Raw genomic sequence first — 18,364 nt, 5'->3', positions numbered from 1 at the left:
TTAAAACGATAAAATATGACTTAATTATGGGTGCTCTTGCTAAAAAAACAGCTCATTCCTCCAATCAGACTACCTCAACGAATGAGCGAGGCAGCAGCCCTTTTTTTGGTCTACAGGCAAAACTCAGCATTGGCAAATCAAATGATAAATATGAAGCGGAAGCCGACAAAGCAGCCGACAAAATAGTCACTAAGACTCCTGAAAATAATCCTGAACCGTTTTTCAGCCCATCACCCATAGTTCAAAATAAATTAGAGGAGGTACAAAAAAAGGATGTGACCGCTCCTCAAAAATCAATAGCAGAAAACCTCTCTCCTGTTGTTCAGTTAAAATCAGAAAAAGAAGAAAAGGAAACCGTTGTTACTGAAAAAACAACCGTAGAAGAAACCCCTCAGAATAAAACCGAAGTTCCTCAAAACGAAACGGTCAAAACCACCGAAACCATTTCTGTTCCAAAACCAATTGTTCAGCAAAAGAAAGCCGAAGAAGAAGTTCAAACTAAAGAAGAAGAGGAAATTCAATCCAAAGAAGACGAAAAAGAGCTTCAAATGAACGCTGGTGCCGATGCAAATCCTTCTGATGATTCTAATCTGGAAAGCAATTTAAACCATAGCAGAGGTGGTGGTTCTCCCCTTTCTAAAAACACTAAAACGGAGATGGAATCTGGTTTTGGAGCAGATTTTAGCAGTGTAAGAATCCATAACGATTCAAACGCCGTTCAAATGAACAAAGAACTGGGCTCCCAAGCCTTTGCCAGCGGCAACGACATCTACTTTAACGAAGGCAAATACAATCCGGGGTCACAGGGAGGAAAACACCTTCTGGCACATGAACTAACCCATACGGTTCAACAAGGAGCCAGTGCTGTTCAGCCCAAAATGATCCAGAAAACGACAACTCCATCTACCGCTGGCAGTGCTGTAACACCTCCAACCGGCGTGACACCCCGCGACGAAGCAAACGGTCAATTCAGTTATGAAAAAGATGGTCGTACCTATCGTATTAGTACAAGCTCATCACTGGCTCTGACACTTCCCCTGATAAGCATTTCTGATTTCAAGATTAGAAATACAAGCTTATTCACAAGACCTCTGGTCATGCCGCCTCCCGGACGTAATACGCAGCAGCCCCAGAACTGGGATACAGGAACCGCAGTACAGGCAAACCATAATTTAGACACTAAAATAACCGAAGCAACCCAAAGCGGAGGTTATAGCAGGGCCGAAAATGAAAACGAACGGGTCTATTTCTTTAAAGGGAAAAATAAACCTGAATTAAATATTTTCGGAACACGAGCAGAATTACTGCCACTGGCAAAATTACCCATATGGGATAGAGAGAAAAACGGAACTACTTTTCAAATCGACCATATTGTCGAACATCAATTAGGAGGTAATGACACTGTCGCCAATTACGAATTATTGGAAGCTTCAGCAAATGGAAGCTCAGGTTCTTCTATTGCCTGGGAAATGAACCGTAAAATAAAAGAGGCCTATGATGTGTTTATGTCTCCGTATTATCAGACTAAAACAGACAAACCCGTTTTACCCGCACGGCCAGGCAGAGGGAACCAATATGTCAATCTTTTCAAAGACATCGGCTATAACATTTCCTTTTTAGATTTTAATTTTGGACTACGCACACAATCCGGAATGCCCGATCGATACTGGTCTTTCGATGAGATTAATCGAGGACTTCATTTGGATAAAATTGAGTCGCTAACTGGAGATGAAATGAGGAGAATGGGTACTGAAGACGATCCTGCCCTGTTCATCTCTCCAAATGGAGGCGAGCGGCTAACAATTCCTCAAGGTAACCGATATCCTGTCGAAAGGTGGCTTCCAAGAGTCGATTTAAAAGAGCGTCCCGATTTTCAAAATCTGACTCTGAAAGTCGATGCCTACAAATCATCAGACATGAGAAATACCAACAAAATATCGGCTTCTTATCCGGATATGACCTGGAATTTAGTACGAATTCCAAATACCTATATCTTTTATGTCGACAAACAATCCACTATAAATAATGCCGTAACCGGTACAGGAGGTGTTTTCCAAAGTTTGCGTTTACCCGGAATGAGTCCGATTCAAATCGACCAGATGGACCTTACTCCTGCCGGATTTGCCGGAATCGGAAAAGTATTACCTACTGTTCCCTTAATAAGCGATGCTGATATTGATATTGTAATCGATGGAGACGGTGTTCGCTTAAGAAAACTATTTACCGCAGATGAATTTCATTTCCCTTCCCCATTCGTTATCGAAAATGCTTCACTTGAAGTCTCGTTCGGAACAAACGGATTGGGAGTTGCCGGAAGGGTCGATTTTGGAATCAATAACGTAGGAAGTGGACACATACAGGCAGCAGCTTCCATGGCCAACGGATTTGCCCTCGAAGGAGCCTTTAATTTTGACAGTACCTTATTTAATCCTGCCGAGATCAATGTGGAATACAAAGATAATATTTGGACGATAGGCGGAAGAATTGGCATTACGCAAGGGACTATCAGAGGGGTAAAAAGTGCCACAATAGAAGCCCGCTACAGCGAAAATACCTTTACGGCATCAGGAGAAGCTGAACTTGACATTCCGGGAATCAGAAACGGAACCATGCAGGCGACCTACGGCGATGACGGATTCTCAATTGGCGGTCAGTTTCAATTAAGAGATGACATTCCGGGAATTAGAGGAGGAAGTGTTTCGGCTTCCATTGCCAAACAAAACGGAGCGGAAGAGTACAACGTAAGCGTTTCGGGTACGGCACAGCCTAATATCCCGGGTATCAATTCTTCTTTAACCGTTACCTATGAAAATGGTGCGCTAACGCTTACCGGATCTGCGGATTACTCAAGAGGAATGCTGAGCGGTTCTGTGACCGTAGGAGCGACCAACCGAACGATCGGCGAAGATGGCCAACCCACTGGTGAACCTGATGATACCATGCGAGTTTATGGCGGAGGGACCTTAACGCTTCAGTTAACTCCATGGCTTGCCGCTACCGCAGGCGTTAAATTTTTACCAAATGGCGAAATGGAAGTGACTGCCAGATTAGCAACCGATACTTATGATGTATTCCCCCGCAAACAATTTGACCGAAATTTATTCACTGTTCCAACAATAGAAATTCCGTTGTTTGCCATTCCACTCGGACCAAGAAGTTTGGGATTAGTTGCCCAAGCCAGTGGTGGTTTAGACTTTACTGCAGGGTTTGGTCCGGGCCAATTGCGAAACCTGTCTGCCGAAATTACATACAATCCGGAACACGAAGAATTGACAACAGTGGCCGGACATGGCGAATTTGCGATTCCTGCCGATGCCGGTTTAACCCTACACGGAGATTTAGGATTAGGCCTAAGTATTGGAATTGCCAGTTTATCAGGTGGAATTGAACTAGCCGGAACATTAGGACTTGAAGGGGAAGCCGGGGCTTCTGTTGATGTCAACTGGAGTCCTCAAACCGGACTCGCACTAGACGCTGAAGGTCATATAACGGTAAATCCTAAATTTACATTTGACATCAACGCCTTTGCCCGTGCAAGTCTCGGAATCGGATGGTTCTCTATCTCTGAAACCTGGCGATATAACCTGGCATCTTTTAGTTGGGGCCCGGACATTCAGTTTGGTTTGGTATTCCCAATTCATTATAGAGAAGGCGAACCGTTTGACATCTCTTTTGATGATATTGAAGTAATTTATCCTGAACTGGACGTAATTGACATGGCTAAAGACCTGGCTTCCGATGTCAAAGATGATATTTTTGATTAACGCTTAAAATGATTTATTATGAAAACAGACCCTAAAGAAATCAACAATCAAGGAGTCGCATACTTTCTGAATCACAATTTTGCCGAGGCGAAAAATAAATATATGGAGGCACTTTCTTTAGATCCTGACAATACAACTGCTTTAAATAATTTAGGACTTTTATATCTTCATGAAAAAAAGAATAAAGAAGCGGAAGCCTTATTCAGAAAAGCATTTACTGTCTCAGAAAATGAAACCTATGCCTTAAATCTTGGACACAGTCTGACCAATCAAAATCAGTTTGAAGAAGCCGAGAAATACTATCTAAAAAGCATCGATATCAAAAAAAACAATTTACAATCCTGGGAAAGTTTGGTTTCGCTTTACGAATATACCGGGCAATTTCAAAAAGCGACAGATACTTTACAAACCATAATTCTTACCCTGAATCATCACGTCAGCTATAAAATAAAACTTTCAAAACTTTTGATCAAAACAGGAAAATACAATGAAGCTCTGGATCTATTACACAACTCACTGGATGAAAAAGGCACTGAGTCGGAAGTTTTATATTATATCGCATTTACACATTTCAAAAATCAAAATTTAGGTCTGGCAAAAACAGCTGTCGAAAGCAGTTTACGTTATAATCCTTTCCGGGAATTATCTCTTGAACTTGGAGCAACCATAGCCCTGAGTTTATCTGATAATGAAACAGCTATAAAATACTGGAATAAAATACTGGAAATCAACCCAATGAATCATATTATAAGAATCAACAAAAGCCTGCTTCTTATTAGTAAAAAAGAACTCGAACAAGCGGTAAACGAACTTGAATACGTACTCAATTTTGATTCAAAAAACTCAAAAGCACTCTATTACAAAGCATTGCTTTATCTGGAAGAAAAGAATACATCATCTGAAGGCGAAAAAATCCTGACCGATTTAACACAATCTGAAAATGACTATGCCGATATGGCTTTTCAAATGATAAATAGTTTAATTAAAAAGAAAGATCATGTGGATTAATGAATTTAAAGATTTGGATGAAATTAAAGCTTTTTTGATCGATCAAATTAATTACGATGAAAGTAATGGTTTTTCGTTCATGCAGATTGCCTTAAAAACCGATTTTAAAAAAGTAACGGATTTACTTGGTGAACCTGATACGCTCAATTCAGAAAGTGAACAACAGCAAACACTAATTTACAATGCCATGGTAGATCATCCTACGGAAGGAAAAAGAGACCATCATAAATTGAATGTACTTTTTTGGTTTTTTCATTATGAACCGTTAGAAACAATCCGTATTCATTTTGATTATTATAAAATGGGCCGATTTACTGTTTCCTATACTCATTTTATTCATGAACTGTTCTTATCTATTATTGAGAAATTAGGCAAACCCGACAAAAAATCACTCCGACAAGGAAATGAACAAGTCACCTACAACAGAGAAAAACACAAACTTTTTTTATGGTCAAATGTTGAAGGATTAAGAATTCAAATAATGCAACAATAAGAACCTGAATAAAAATGATATAACAAAATGGAAAATATATTCACTTACCTGAAAAGCCAATTTATCTTTCAGCTTGACAGACTTTTTCAAGCCGAAAAACCAACCGAAAAACCCGTTTTAAATCAACTGGATCCCAGCGGGTTTATCAATGAATTTATCATTGAAAACAACCTCACCGAAACAGATACTCTCTTATTAGGATTAGCTCTCGTACATCATATCAAACCTGACTTTTTAAGTTCGATTATTGCAGAATATTTACCCAACGGAGGAGAACTACCCGAATTTGGAGGTGTAAAATCAAAAAACCACCGTGGTATTTTACCAACAGGCGAAACGGCTCAATTTTTAGTTGCAGGGAATGATCTCGATAACCGGATTTCATTCTATAATTACCTGCACAATCAATCTTTTCTGTATCAAAAAAGAATCATTAAAATAGAATCTGTTCCAAATGGTGAACCCAAACTGAGTGGTTTACTAATTCTTGAAGACGAATACATTGAAAAATTCATCACCGGAAAAATCCTAAAACCTCAGCTAAGCAGCATTTTCCCTGCTCAGCTAATTGAAACCGCATTAGACTGGAACGATCTGGTACTCAATTCTTCAACTTTAAATCAGATTAAAGAAATAGAAACCTGGCTTAAATTTAATGAGATTCTACTCCACGAATGGGACATGAAAGCCAAAATTAAACCAGGTTTCAGAGTCATGTTTTATGGTGCACCGGGAACTGGGAAAACCCTTACGGCCTCACTTCTTGGGAAATATACGCAAAGAGATGTCTACCGAATTGACTTGTCTATGGTCATCTCAAAATACATTGGTGAAACCGAAAAAAATCTGTCCTCCCTTTTTGATAAAGCAGCCGATAAAGACTGGATTCTCTTTTTTGACGAAGCCGATGCCGTTTTCGGAAAAAGAACTAATGTAAGAGATGCTCATGATAAATACGCCAATCAGGAAGTGTCGTACCTGCTGCAGCGTATCGAGAATCATCCTGGTTTAGTTATTCTGGCTTCTAATTTTAAAACCAATATTGACACAGCCTTTACCCGAAGATTTCAATCCATAATCGAATTCGAGGTACCTTCTTCCCGTGAACGTTTACAACTTTGGGAGAACAACCTGCCTAAAGGAATCAAAATTGCTGAGGATGTAAACCTTAGTGAAATTTCAAAAAAATACGAGATTACCGGTGCTAATATTGTAAACATCATTCAGTATGCCTGTCTGCGAACATTAGAAGATCAAAACGAAAATATTAATCTTCATCATCTTCTTCAAGGGATTAAAAAAGAATATGTCAAAGAAGGCAAAATGATGTAGCCTCACCTCTCTATTTACAAAATAAACTAGTGAACACCAGCTTCTTTCAACCAGTTTTTTAATCCTTCATCTGATGGTCTTGGAGCATTTGGGTCGACAATATTGCCTTGCGGATCTATCAGGATGAATCGCGGAATACCACTTACTTCATAAGCATTCTCAAAAGAAGTATCACCATTAGCAAACAATTGTACCCCCTTTAATTGAAGATCTCCTACCATTTTTTTCCACTTGTCATGATCTTTTACACGATCGGTAGAAATACTAACAAAAGCAATATTTTTATCGTGAAATTCTTTTTCAACAGTTTTAAGAAAAGGAATTTCTTTTTTACATGGTCCACACCAGGTAGCCCATAGATCAATATAAACAAACTTACCTTTAAAATCGTCCAAAGAAGTTTTGGAGCCGTCAAAATTCTCGTAATTAAAGAATTTAGGCGAAACTTTTCCTTTTGGAAGAATTTCCTCCTGATGTTTTTTTAGGTTGGTAGTTTTGTTATATCTGGCGACACAACTTTTTCTAAATTCTTCGGAATCCTTTTTTTCAAACGCGATGAAAGAAGCATCCAGTCCTTTGGTCTCTGCAATAAGTTTTTGATAACCCGCTACAATTTCATCTATTTTGGTGATAAATTCATCTTTCTCTAATTTAAAAATAGATTTATCAGCAGTCGCTTTTTCAGTATACAAGGCTTTCTTAAATAGATAATTATTAGGTATCTCACCATCACCTTTAAAAGTCATTGTTTCATCCCATTGTTTGGTGTCAAAAGTAATTTTCAGATTGTAACCATTTTTAAGATAAAAGAAACCTTGTTCTTTACCATCAAATAGTCCATAGTAACCTTCTTTTACGCTAAGTGTATCAGAAAAAGTCCCATCTTTCTTAACGTTAATTTTTTTAAGTGGAGTTCTGTTCTTAAAAACAAGCAAAGAATCTGAATTTTTATCTGTAATTTTTCCGGACAAAGTCACATAGTCTTTTGTGCTTTTCTGTGCAAAACAATTTAAACTAAGAATAAGAACTATAATTCTTAAACAATACCATTTCTTCATTAAATTTTTCTTTTAAACTTTATTATACATTACTTTTTTCAAGAAGTTCCGGAAAATTATTCTTTCTTATAAATAATTCCGGATTTCACGGTCATAAAACCATCTTTTAGATTTTCAATATTTTGCACAGGATCTGAATTGGTTACATAAAGATCTGAGCGTTTACCAATAGCTATAACACCTCTGTCTTCTACTCCTATACTTTCTGCACCTATTTTAGTAGCACTTACAAGAACATCTTTATTGCTAAAACCACAGCTGTCGGTCAATATTTTTATCTCTTTGAACAATGGAACAACATTATCTTTTTCGAATAAATAAGGCCAATCTGTTCCTGTAGCCACTTTAACTCCTAGTTCATGAGCTCTCTTGGTTACTTTCATTCCGTCAAAAAACTTATTGTTGTTTCCAATATAATTCGTCGGATCCAGTATCACATTGTTTGCTTTCATCAGGAGTAATAGCTTGTCCATTTTAATAATATCAATAGCTGGTGGTCTTTTTAGGTGGTTCATTTTTCCTGAAGAAAAATCATATGGGATATCAAAGGCATGCGACATCGAATTTACTTTGGCAGTGGCAACATCTGTTGGCGTAGCAGGAAATACTGCCGCATGACTCCAACTCTGCAGTCCCTGCTTCTTTGCTTCTTTTACAATCTTTCTAATCATGCGTGCACTTAAATCAGCATATATTTTTACTCCGGTTACACCTGCTCCTTTTGCTTCGGCCACAACCATTTTAATATTTGTCGTATCAGTGATCGTACGTTGCCATGGAGTATCTTTTTCTGTAGTATACTTTCTCATCGAATTAAAATAATCTGGTCCCGCAAACTGAGCTGCATAAAAAATGGAAGGCGCCGGCAATTGATTCAGGGTACTAGCACGCTTGTAATCGGCAAGGACAATAGCATTTCCTGTCATATCCCTGACCGACGTTATGCCGGCATAAATCATTTTAGAAAGCTGATCCTCCATATATTTAGTACTCTTTTCTCTATTGAGATTGGGGGCAGTTGCCAGATGAACGTGTGCATCTATTAATCCGGGCATAACATATTTTCCGGTAATGTCAATTATTGTTGCTTCCGGATATGCACTAAAATTATCCGTAAACAAGATATCAGCAATTTGATTACCCTTAATGATGATACTGCCTGTCTTTAAGTCAAATTTATCGTCAAAAATAAATCCGTTCTTCAGTATTGTTACTTTTATGTTTACCTTCTTTTGTGAGTACCCGGTTATTAGATTAAATGCCGAAAACAAAAAGATTAGAATCAGTTTTTTTTGCATGCAAGAGAGTTTTTATAATATTGATAATAGATTAATACCCTGGATTTTGTGCGATGCCGGAACGATCAATTTCAGTCTGCGGGATAGGCAATGCAAATCGATTAGCATTCGCTGATAAACCAGTACCGTCTGCTCTTTTAAAACCTAACCCAAGTCTTTTAAGATCGGTAAATCTGAACCCTTCAAAGGCTAATTCTCTTCTTCTCTCGTTTAGAATTTCTTTACCCAGATCAGCTCCAGAGTAATCTCCTAACCCTCTGGCATTTCTCAATTTATTGAGATTAATTAATGCTGATGCATTATCACTACCCTGTAGGTACGATTCTGCCAATATTAAGTATAGTTCAGGTACTCTCATTAGTTTTAAGTCTATATTACCGGGATCTGATGCTCCAGCATTTGTTGTTCGGGTTCCTGCTTGTTTTTTAGGATAATAACTGTTTGCGATAGTAGGATGATTTTTAAAATATACTGTAAATCGTAAATCTTTAGTTTTATCGTAAAGATTGATTAAATCGGTCGATACTAAATAGGGATAACTTGAAAGAACCGGTATGGCAAGAAGTGCCGCATTTTGTCCCATTTCAGTATTTTCAAAACGTATTCTGAAAATAATTTCACCGGAATCATCCTTATCCCATTCCTTTTGCAAAGCAGCCAGTGTGTTATCTAATTTATATCTGGCATCTGTTAATGCCAGATTACTGTATACAATTGCATTTTTGTAATCAGCTGTCTCATGACATACGCGGGCTGACAATGCATAAATAGCCGTCTTAGAAATTCTGTAGGAGTTAGCTGTATTGGTAGCTAAAGCTGCCGCTTCATTCAAATCGGCCTGAATAAACTGAATCACTTCGGCTGTAGTGTTTCTGGGTTTTACATCTAATAATTTATCTGTTTCAAATCGATAAGGTACTGACAAAGCCTTTTTATCAATAGTATAGGCAGGAGAATAAAAGCGGTATAAATTGTAATACAATAGGGCTCTAATACCTAACGCTTCTCCCAAAAAAGCATTTTTATTGGGTAGCGAACTGGCTCTTGCCATTTTTATAATCGTATTTACACTATTAATGGCCTGATAGGAAATTCTCCAAAATCCCTCCACATTACCGGTTGTACTATTGTATGCCAGTGGATAGATGTTCCCTGAACTATTATCAAAACTAAAGTCTTTTGAATTTGAAGAACCTAAAAGATCGTCACTAATAGCTTCCGGAATAGTATAAATTCCAAAATAATACCCATAAAAATCTTGTTTCATAACGGCATAAACGCCGTCTAAGGCACTTCTGAAACCGCCTTCTGTCTGAAAAAGTGTTTCCGGAGCCAACTGATCCAGAGGTTCTTTGTTGATAATATCATTAGAGCAGCTGCTAAAAAAAGTAACTATCACTGCCGAAAAAAATAATTTTATATTTGTCTTCATATGTTGTTCTTCATTTTTTTTCTGTTGAATAAAAATTCTTTTATCATTATTGTTAGCAGATAAGCTTTTATAACAATATATTTTGTGTGTTATTTTATTAGAAACTAGCATTAAGTCCAAGAGAATATGCTCTCACAATGGATGAAGAAAGTCCAATGCCTCCAGCCGCAGTGGCATATTCCGGATCAATATAGGTTACAGCCGTTTTGGTTAAAAGATTTTGTCCCTGAACATAAATTCTAAGGCTTTCGATTCCCGTTTTCTCTAAAACACTTTTCTCAAGTGTATATCCCAGAGCAACGTTTTTCAATTTAATGTAACTGGCATTCTCTAAAAATTGAGTAGAGTTTTTGTAATCTGACTCCAGAAATGCATTGGGGTTGGCAGTATTCACCTGTCTGACAGCTAAATTTGACTGATCACCTGGATTTTTCCACGCTCCAAGTACAGCTGTACTTTGATTATACCCCGGATTGTTATATAAGTTATAGATTCCTTCATTCAAAACATAATGACCTCCTGCATAAGAGATCAAAACCGACAGGTCAAGTTGTTTGTATCTGAACGTATTGGTTAAACCTCCATAATATTTAGGCATAGCAGTTTTGTTGCTAACCTGTCTCATATTAGTAATTGCTGTTAGGTTGCTTGTTGTTTTATTGGTATTGTAATCCACTAGCGTTCCATCCTGAGTTCTGTACTGATTAAAACCTGTCACCGGATTTACACCGGCCCAATCTGCAATATAAAAAGATCGTATAGCACTTCCTTCCTGGAATACCGTATATCCCGAATTAGAAAGAATATCCTTTTTGTCTGATAAGGCTATAATTGTTCCCTTATTAAAGGCAATATTAAAGTCGGTAGTCCAGTTAAAATCTTTATTTTTAAAGTTTACAAAATGAAGACTAACCTCAACTCCCTCATTTCTAAATTTTCCGATGTTAGAAATCAGCTCTGAAAAACCGGAAGTTAAAGGAATCGGTTTATTGTTCAGTAAATCTTTAGTATCTCTAATGTAATAATCAACAGTTCCTGAAATACGATTATTAAAAAATCCGTAATCTATCCCAAAATTTTTATTATAATTCTTCTCCCACGTTAAATTTGGATTTTCTCCTCTCGTCAGATAAGGCACTGTACTCCCTGCATAAGTCATTTGACTCTTGTACCCATATAAGGATTGAGAAGCAAAATCTCCTATAAAGTCATTTCCGGAAGTACCAATACTGGCTCGTAATTTTAAAGAACTTATCGTTTTATTATCTTTAAACAAATCTTTATGAGCATTCCATGAAGTTCCTACAGACCAGAAATTAGCATATTTGTTATTATCTCCAAAACGGGAAGAACCGTCTCTTCTAAAGGATAATGACAGGTTATAAGTGTTATCAAAGTTATAATTCAATCGTGAGAAATAGGACAATGAACCCGCCTGCGATTTTTGTTGTGTAACTGAAGTGACGGTTTTTGCCGCACTTACTATTTGTATGGCATCGGAGTTAAAAGTATTAGCCAAAATATTAAGACTATTGGTTTCGTATTCATTAACTTCATTGCCCAGTACCAAATCAAAACTATGTTTTTGAAACTTCTTAGCTATAGTAGCCGTTAGTGTTCCCGTATAATTATTATTATCACCATTAGTAATACTTAATGTTCCTCCTTTTACAATTACATTTTCATAATTGCTGTTCTTTGAGTTGTTATAGTTAGCCCCTAAAATCCCATTTAGAATCAGCCATTTGAAAGGTGTATAAGTTAAATTTACACTTCCGCCAATATTTTTTCGATTGGCGTTTACATTTGTATTGTCTCTTATAAATAAAGGGTTGTACGGATTTCCCGCAGAACTGGCAATATCCAAAAGTCTTAACGGATTTCCTTTATCATCACGGACAGCTAACCAAGGATTTAATAAAAATGCATTTAAAAAAGGAGAGCCAACGGTGCGCCCGTCCTGCTCATTTACATTACTAAAGTTTCCTGAAAATCCTACTTTTATTTTTTTCCCTAAATCAAAATCAACACGAGTTGATGCAGTATATCTTTTATACTGACCGTCAAAAATATTATTGACATTATTATACGTTACAGAAGTATAATAATTGGCTTTATCTGAACCTCCGGAAAAAGAGATATTATTTTCCCTATTTATTTCATTCTTTAAAAGCAAATTTGCCCAATTTACGTTATTACCCAATGCTCTTCTGCTTTGAAGTAATGCCGGATTTGCTTTGTAATAACCCATTGACTCTTCAAAATCTAATTTTTGGGATCCATTCATTAAACTGTTCGTAAAGGATTCGTCAGCTCTTTTAATACCAAGTCTTGTGTTAAAAGTTACCTGCAGCCTGGTATTCCTATTTCCTCTTTTTGTAGTAATCATTATCACTCCATTGGTTCCTTTAGATCCGTAAATAGAGGTTGATGCCGCATCTTTTAAAACACTAATCTCCTGTATGTCTGCAGCATTTAAGGCGAAAGCACCTAATCCTGATCTGGGCATCTGCACACCATCTACAACTATCAAAGGGTCTGTACTCGAACTTATCGAACCAATACCTCTTAATAAAATAGAAGGCGGAGCGTCCGGAGACAAAAAACTCTCCTGAACAAATAATCCGGGAACGACTCCAATCAGAGCATCTGCAAAAGATACATTTTGTGTATTCTTTAATACTTTGGTATCCAATTTTGTTACAGCACCGGTAATTTTATCCCGGGAAATCTTTCCATAACCTACCAGAACAAGCTCATCCAGTTTATTAGTACTGGGTTCGAGAGTAACATTAAGTAAAACCTCATTGGTAATCTTAATCGTTTTAGTTTCAAAACCTACAAAACTAAAACTTACTACATCACCTTCATTTACAGCAATTTCATATTTACCATCAAAATTAGTAACTGTTCCCTGTTTACTGCCGTTTACTGAAACTGTTACTCCGGTCAAAGGCATGCCTTTATTGTCTTTTACGACACCCTGAACCTTCTTCTGGTCTGTACTTTTTCCCATAAGGCCATAAAGGGGAAGCTCTTTTGAAATTTTAGTATTCCGATCATAGTTTTCGGATTGAGCATCACATATTGAAGCAATAATTAAAAATGCGGTTAGTTTAACCTTCAAAGTTCGTTTTAAATAAAATAGAGGTGCCGTTCGGGCTCTCATTATTTTCATTTTCTTCATACTATCTACAATTAATGGTTTTGGTTAGTCAGGTAAATTGATCGTATAAGAATAAAAGAATCATTTAAGTTCTTTCTTCTTATTATTTTAAAACAAAAGTTGTGGTATTTAAATAGCAAATGCCATTGTGCAATTCGAACAAATACTGTAAATAAATTGCATTTTTGGTTTCTAATGTATCAACAAAAAAATGGGGTATAGTTTCCTGCTAAAGTGGTATTTTCAGGGTGCTGTGGCAACAATTGCTATTCTTCGCAAAGAAAAAAAATTGATGGCGTACAAAGATTTTGTTTTTATGACTTTTTCTCTTCGTAATTATACCAAATGTATAGGATAAAATCCTGAGATTAATTTCAAAAGAAACAACTGGTATTTCCCAAGAAACATTCGGTATATTCCTATAGATAAAAGCATAAAAAAACCTGTGAGTTTGATTCACAGGTTTTGAAATTAATTTAGTAAGGGCAATCAATTTGTATCAGATAAATCAACTACAATTTTTAAACACTTAACTCAGCCAGTCACTCACCAGTTTTCGGTAAGTTTCACCAATAGGAAGCTGTTCCCCACTGGTCAATTGTATCTGATTGCCTTCGATTACTTTTATTTTACTTTTTGGAATAATGTACGAACGATGAATACGAACAAATTGATTTAGGGGAAGTTTTTCGAGTATATCTTTCATGTTTTCCAAAACCATAATTTTTTCGCCTTTGGTGTGAATCCTGATGTAGTCTTTAAGTCCTTCAATATAAAGAATATTTTCGGTGGCTATTTTATGGTGCTTTCTATCAGCTTTTACAAACAGAAAATCATCGGTTTGCTGGTTTTGCATGGTTTCTTGCCAACGGATAAATTTCTCAACACTCTGATAAAAACGATTAAAAACAATTGGCTTGAGTAAATAATCTATAACATGAAACTGAAAAACATCTAAAGCATAATCCGGATACGCAGAGGTGATGATGAAATTGTGCTTCTGATTGAACATCTGCATCAATTCAATTCCAGTTAATTGTGGCATCTGAATGTCAATAAACACCAAATCAACAACTTCATTATTTAAGATTTCAATGGCTTTAAAAACATCTGAATCAGCATATAAAACATTTAATCTCGGAACCTTAGAAGCGTAGTCGGCCATTAGTTTTACTGCAAAAGGTTCGTCGTCTAATATAATACAATTTATTTTTTTCATTTTAATTCTATTTCAAGTTCAGCTGTAAACTGGTTGTTTTGATTGACTACTTTTATTTGATGTTTCTGCGGATAATGAATTTCCAGCCTCTTTCTCAAATTATTTAATCCAATACCTCCTAACTTGTCTTTCTTTTGCACAGCAATATCATTGACTACTTTAAAATTAAGCTTCTTATCTTCTAAGCGTAACTCGATTAAAATTGGTTTTTCGTTGGATGTTATGCCATGTTTCAAAGCATTTTCAATTAACGGCGACAAAATATATGGCGGAATTTCTTCGGAACTATTTTCAGTTTCAATTCTGAAATCAATAAAAGCACTGTCCTGATGTCTTAACTCTTCGAGCTCAATATAGGCTTTTATATAATCGATTTCATCGGCCAGTTTTATCTTTTCTTTTTGAGATTCATAAGTGGTAAAACGCATAATCTGACTTAATTTTTCGATGGCCATCAACGATTTATCGGATTGAAAATACACCATCGAATAGATATTGTTCAGGGTATTAAAGATAAAATGCGGATTGATTTGCGCTTTCAAAAATTTGATTTCGGTGTTTTTGCTTTCTTCCAAAATAACCTGGTTGTACTCCAGCAAACGAATAAAATAAATTACAAACCAAAGCAATGAACTTAAAATGACGGACATACTGCTGTAGTGCAGATTGTCTTCCATATAATTAAAAAAGGTTGGATTGATATAATTGATTCTATGAAATAAAACTTTACTTATCTCCTGCTCCAACAGCCATCGTAAGGCTGTAAAAAACAAGTACGAAACCAATACTCCGGCAAAAAACCTCTTCCACTGAAAGGATTTAAAAACCAATTTCATTACCACAAAATAATGAAAGTAGAAGGTTAATACAAACACAATCATATACGTAGACAGGAACAAATCCGGGGTGTAGTTTTGGGCCTGGATCAGATTTCTAACAAAAGTGAAATACCCCATCAAAAGCCAATATATGATATGAATGAATACTTCTACTTTTTTTGATAATGTTCCTTTATACATCTTTTCGTTTTTTTTTCAAAGATATGCATTCATCAAAAAGTCCAAAGCCGGGTTTGTAGATTAATCACGGGGGTTTGTCGATAAAAGTTCTTTTAGGTCTTTTTTCAGCGCAGTTTTGCAGCGTAATTAATCTAAAAACCATGAAAAATAGTAGTCTTTTAATACTTGCCTTTTTATTTCAAACATATTCTTTTGCTCAGCAATATGAACTTAAGGGAAAAGTGATCAATCAAAATAAATCAGCAGTTGAGTTTATCATCGGCAGTTTGTTCAATCCTCAAAAAACTTTAACTGCTCAGGCTTCAACTGACAGTTTGGGAAATTTTGTTCTGAAAATTCCGAAAGGAGATTACCGTTTGATATTGGAACAATTTGGCACAGAATATATGAACCGCGAAATTACAATTGATCACAATACGGATCTGGGTATTATTGAAATTAAAGAATCGGTACAGCTGGAGGGTGTAACACTGAAATCAAGAAAAAAACTGATTGAACAAAAAGTGGACCGACTTGTTTTTAACGTCGAAAATTCTGTAACAGCCACAGGAGGAACCGCTTTAGATGCTTTAAAAGCAACACCTACCGTAAGGGTTCAAAACGAGGTTGTTTCGATTGTGGGCAAAGGTGAGATCCTAGTAATGATTGACGATCGTTTGCAGAGAATGCCTCAGGAAGATCTGGCGGCGTTTCTGAAATCAATTCCGTCTGATAATATTAAAAGTATTGAAGTAATTACAACTCCGCCTGCAAAATATGATGCGGAAGGCAATAGCGGTCTTATTAATATTAAACTGAAAACGGCAAAAGCAAATTCGTGGAATGCTAATCTTGGAACTTCTTACACCCAAAAAACATACGCAGGCGGTAATATGAACGGGTTATTTACGTACAATCATGATAAACTCTCTGCTCAGGCTTCGGTAAGCAAAGGAAAACAAAAATTACTGACGACTTCTGAAAGTACTATTTTTTACAAAGACGAAACCTGGAAACAGGAAGTGAAAAACAAATCGACAGCCGATGTTTTAAGTTTAGGCCTTGGTCTTGATTATAAAGTAACCAAAAAATGGAGCACCGGACTTAAATACCTTGGCAGTTTTACAGATAAAGTAAATGCAAACAATCCTTTTACTACTATTTATGATAATGCAAACGGAATGGCAGACTCCTATATCACTTCGAATGCCAATGCTAAAAATAACCCGAAAATGAATGCCGTTAACTTTCATAATTCAATTGCATTAGACAGTTTAGGAAAAAACATTTCGATGGATTTGGATTATTTTGATTACAACAAGAAAGATTATCGTTTCTTTTCAGGGAATGAATTGGACAGCAGTAAAAATAATATCCCCGGAGGTTTCTTTTCTTCGACAAATTCAAATGTCAATACCATCAAAAATTATTCGGCCAATATTGACGTTTCTTTACCATACGACTGGGCAAATCTTAGCTTTGGAGCGAAAACTTTCCACACGAATACAAACAACAATCTGATCGTGTACGATAACGAAACCGGAACGTCAGTTTTCAACACCAATCAGTCCAATGTTTTCAATTATAAAGAGTACAATCAGGCTTTATATTTCTCGGGAAGTAAAAAAATAAATTCAAAATGGGAAACTCAAATTGGTTTACGAATCGAAGCAACACAAACCAAAGGGTATTCTGAAAATTTGAATCAAACGAACACCAACAATTACATCAAATTATTTCCAACAGCTTACCTGACTTATGTTCCAAACGAAAACAATTCTTTTTCCTTAAACTACAGCCGAAGAATCCGCAGACCAGATTTTGATTATTTGAATCCTTTTGTAATTAAAACAAGTCCGTATTATTATTCCGAAGGCAATCCGTATTTAAAGCCTTCATTGATTGATAATTTTGAGTTCTCGTTTATCCGAAATCAAAAATGGGTAAACTCTGTTTATTTCTCTCAGGTTTCCGATTTTGGACAGGAGTTATCGATAATCGATCCGAATACAAATGTTACCAGAAACACGCCCTTAAACTATGCTAACACTTACCAAATTGGACTTTCGACTTCTTATAATTTCAACAAATGGTCGTGGTGGAACAGCTTTACCGGATTCAATTTAAACTATCAGAATGTAAAATCAAAAACCGCTTTTATTCAGTCAATCGATGGGTACAACGGATACCTTTACAGCAATAATGATTTTACCATCAACAGCAACAAAACCTTATTTCTTGGCTTAAATTATGGTTTACAGCTGCCTGGCCGTTATCAGATCTTTAATATTTCGACTTTGAATATTCTTGACATCTCTGTTAAGCTGTTAACTTTCAATAAAAATCTTTCGGTTACTATCATTGGCGAGGATTTACTGAACGCACAAAAACCATTAATTTCTTATGATTCCAACCATATTAAAACCAATGTAAAAAGCTATTCAGACACGAGAGGTTTCAGAATTTCATTGAGTTATAAATTCGGAAACCAAAATATCAAATCAAAACAACGTGATTTTGGTAATGAAGAAGAAAGAAGCAGAGCCAACTAATCGGTCTTTTTAATGGAACACAAAGCTTCGGAGAAATCTGAGGC

The 18,364-nt window shown here is 36.3% G+C and carries 11 protein-coding genes; 5 read left to right on the top strand and 6 right to left on the bottom strand.

What is annotated here, in order from left to right; translation table 11 throughout:
* Window positions 1-26: 26 nt before the first annotated feature.
* The 4 genes from C245_RS0117205 to C245_RS0117190 are packed head-to-tail and all read left to right on the top strand — an operon-like array spanning window position 27 to window position 6,597.
* Entirely contained in the window at window positions 27-3,764 is a 3,738-nt protein-coding gene (locus C245_RS0117205; RefSeq protein WP_017497849.1) for a DUF4157 domain-containing protein, read from the top strand.
* Between the two features lie 18 nt (window positions 3,765-3,782).
* Window positions 3,783-4,772, top strand: coding sequence for a lipopolysaccharide assembly protein LapB (locus C245_RS0117200; protein WP_017497848.1), 990 nt, complete (start codon window positions 3,783-3,785; stop codon window positions 4,770-4,772).
* Window positions 4,762-5,265: a hypothetical protein gene (locus tag C245_RS0117195; RefSeq protein ID WP_017497847.1), complete on the top strand. Its 504-nt coding sequence runs from the start codon at window positions 4,762-4,764 to the stop codon at window positions 5,263-5,265. The genes C245_RS0117200 and C245_RS0117195 overlap by 11 nt, the downstream gene beginning before the upstream one ends.
* Window positions 5,266-5,292: 27 nt before the next feature.
* On the top strand, window positions 5,293-6,597 hold the full coding sequence (locus C245_RS0117190; RefSeq protein ID WP_017497846.1) for an ATP-binding protein: 1,305 nt from the start codon (window positions 5,293-5,295) through the stop codon (window positions 6,595-6,597).
* A gap of 26 nt (window positions 6,598-6,623) precedes the next feature.
* On the opposite strand, the gene C245_RS0117185 is transcribed toward C245_RS0117190, so the two are convergent.
* The 6 genes from C245_RS0117185 to C245_RS0117155 all read right to left on the bottom strand — a co-directional run bounded on the left by C245_RS0117185 (window position 6,624) and on the right by C245_RS0117155 (window position 15,789).
* The gene (locus C245_RS0117185; protein ID WP_017497845.1) at window positions 6,624-7,655 is read right to left on the bottom strand and encodes a redoxin family protein; all 1,032 of its coding nucleotides are present in this window, start codon (window positions 7,653-7,655) and stop codon (window positions 6,624-6,626) included.
* 56 nt (window positions 7,656-7,711) lie between these two features.
* On the bottom strand, window positions 7,712-8,953 hold the full coding sequence (locus C245_RS0117180) for an amidohydrolase family protein (RefSeq protein WP_017497844.1): 1,242 nt from the start codon (window positions 8,951-8,953) through the stop codon (window positions 7,712-7,714).
* A 31-nt stretch (window positions 8,954-8,984) separates the two neighbouring features.
* Window positions 8,985-10,385, bottom strand: a complete 1,401-nt coding sequence (locus C245_RS0117175) for a RagB/SusD family nutrient uptake outer membrane protein (RefSeq protein ID WP_157495897.1) — start codon at window positions 10,383-10,385, stop codon at window positions 8,985-8,987.
* Window positions 10,386-10,482: 97 nt separating this feature from the next.
* Complete coding sequence (locus tag C245_RS0117170) at window positions 10,483-13,572, bottom strand: SusC/RagA family TonB-linked outer membrane protein (RefSeq protein WP_157495896.1); 3,090 nt, start codon at window positions 13,570-13,572, stop codon at window positions 10,483-10,485.
* Window positions 13,573-14,080: 508 nt separating this feature from the next.
* The gene (locus C245_RS0117160; protein WP_017497840.1) at window positions 14,081-14,770 is read right to left on the bottom strand and encodes a LytTR family DNA-binding domain-containing protein; all 690 of its coding nucleotides are present in this window, start codon (window positions 14,768-14,770) and stop codon (window positions 14,081-14,083) included.
* Window positions 14,767-15,789, bottom strand: a complete 1,023-nt coding sequence (locus C245_RS0117155; protein WP_017497839.1) for a sensor histidine kinase — start codon at window positions 15,787-15,789, stop codon at window positions 14,767-14,769. The genes C245_RS0117160 and C245_RS0117155 overlap by 4 nt, the downstream gene beginning before the upstream one ends.
* Window positions 15,790-15,929: 140 nt before the next feature.
* Here C245_RS0117155 and C245_RS0117150 point away from each other — a divergent pair, with 140 nt between their 5' ends.
* Window positions 15,930-18,320, top strand: a complete 2,391-nt coding sequence (locus C245_RS0117150) for an outer membrane beta-barrel family protein (protein WP_017497838.1) — start codon at window positions 15,930-15,932, stop codon at window positions 18,318-18,320.
* The last annotated feature ends 44 nt before the right edge of the window (window positions 18,321-18,364 follow it).

Source organism: Flavobacterium sp. WG21, from assembly GCF_000335775.1.
GTDB lineage: Bacteria > Bacteroidota > Bacteroidia > Flavobacteriales > Flavobacteriaceae > Flavobacterium > Flavobacterium tructae.
Note: the sequence above shows the minus strand (reverse complement) of the source record. Positions and strands in the feature narration are given on the sequence as shown.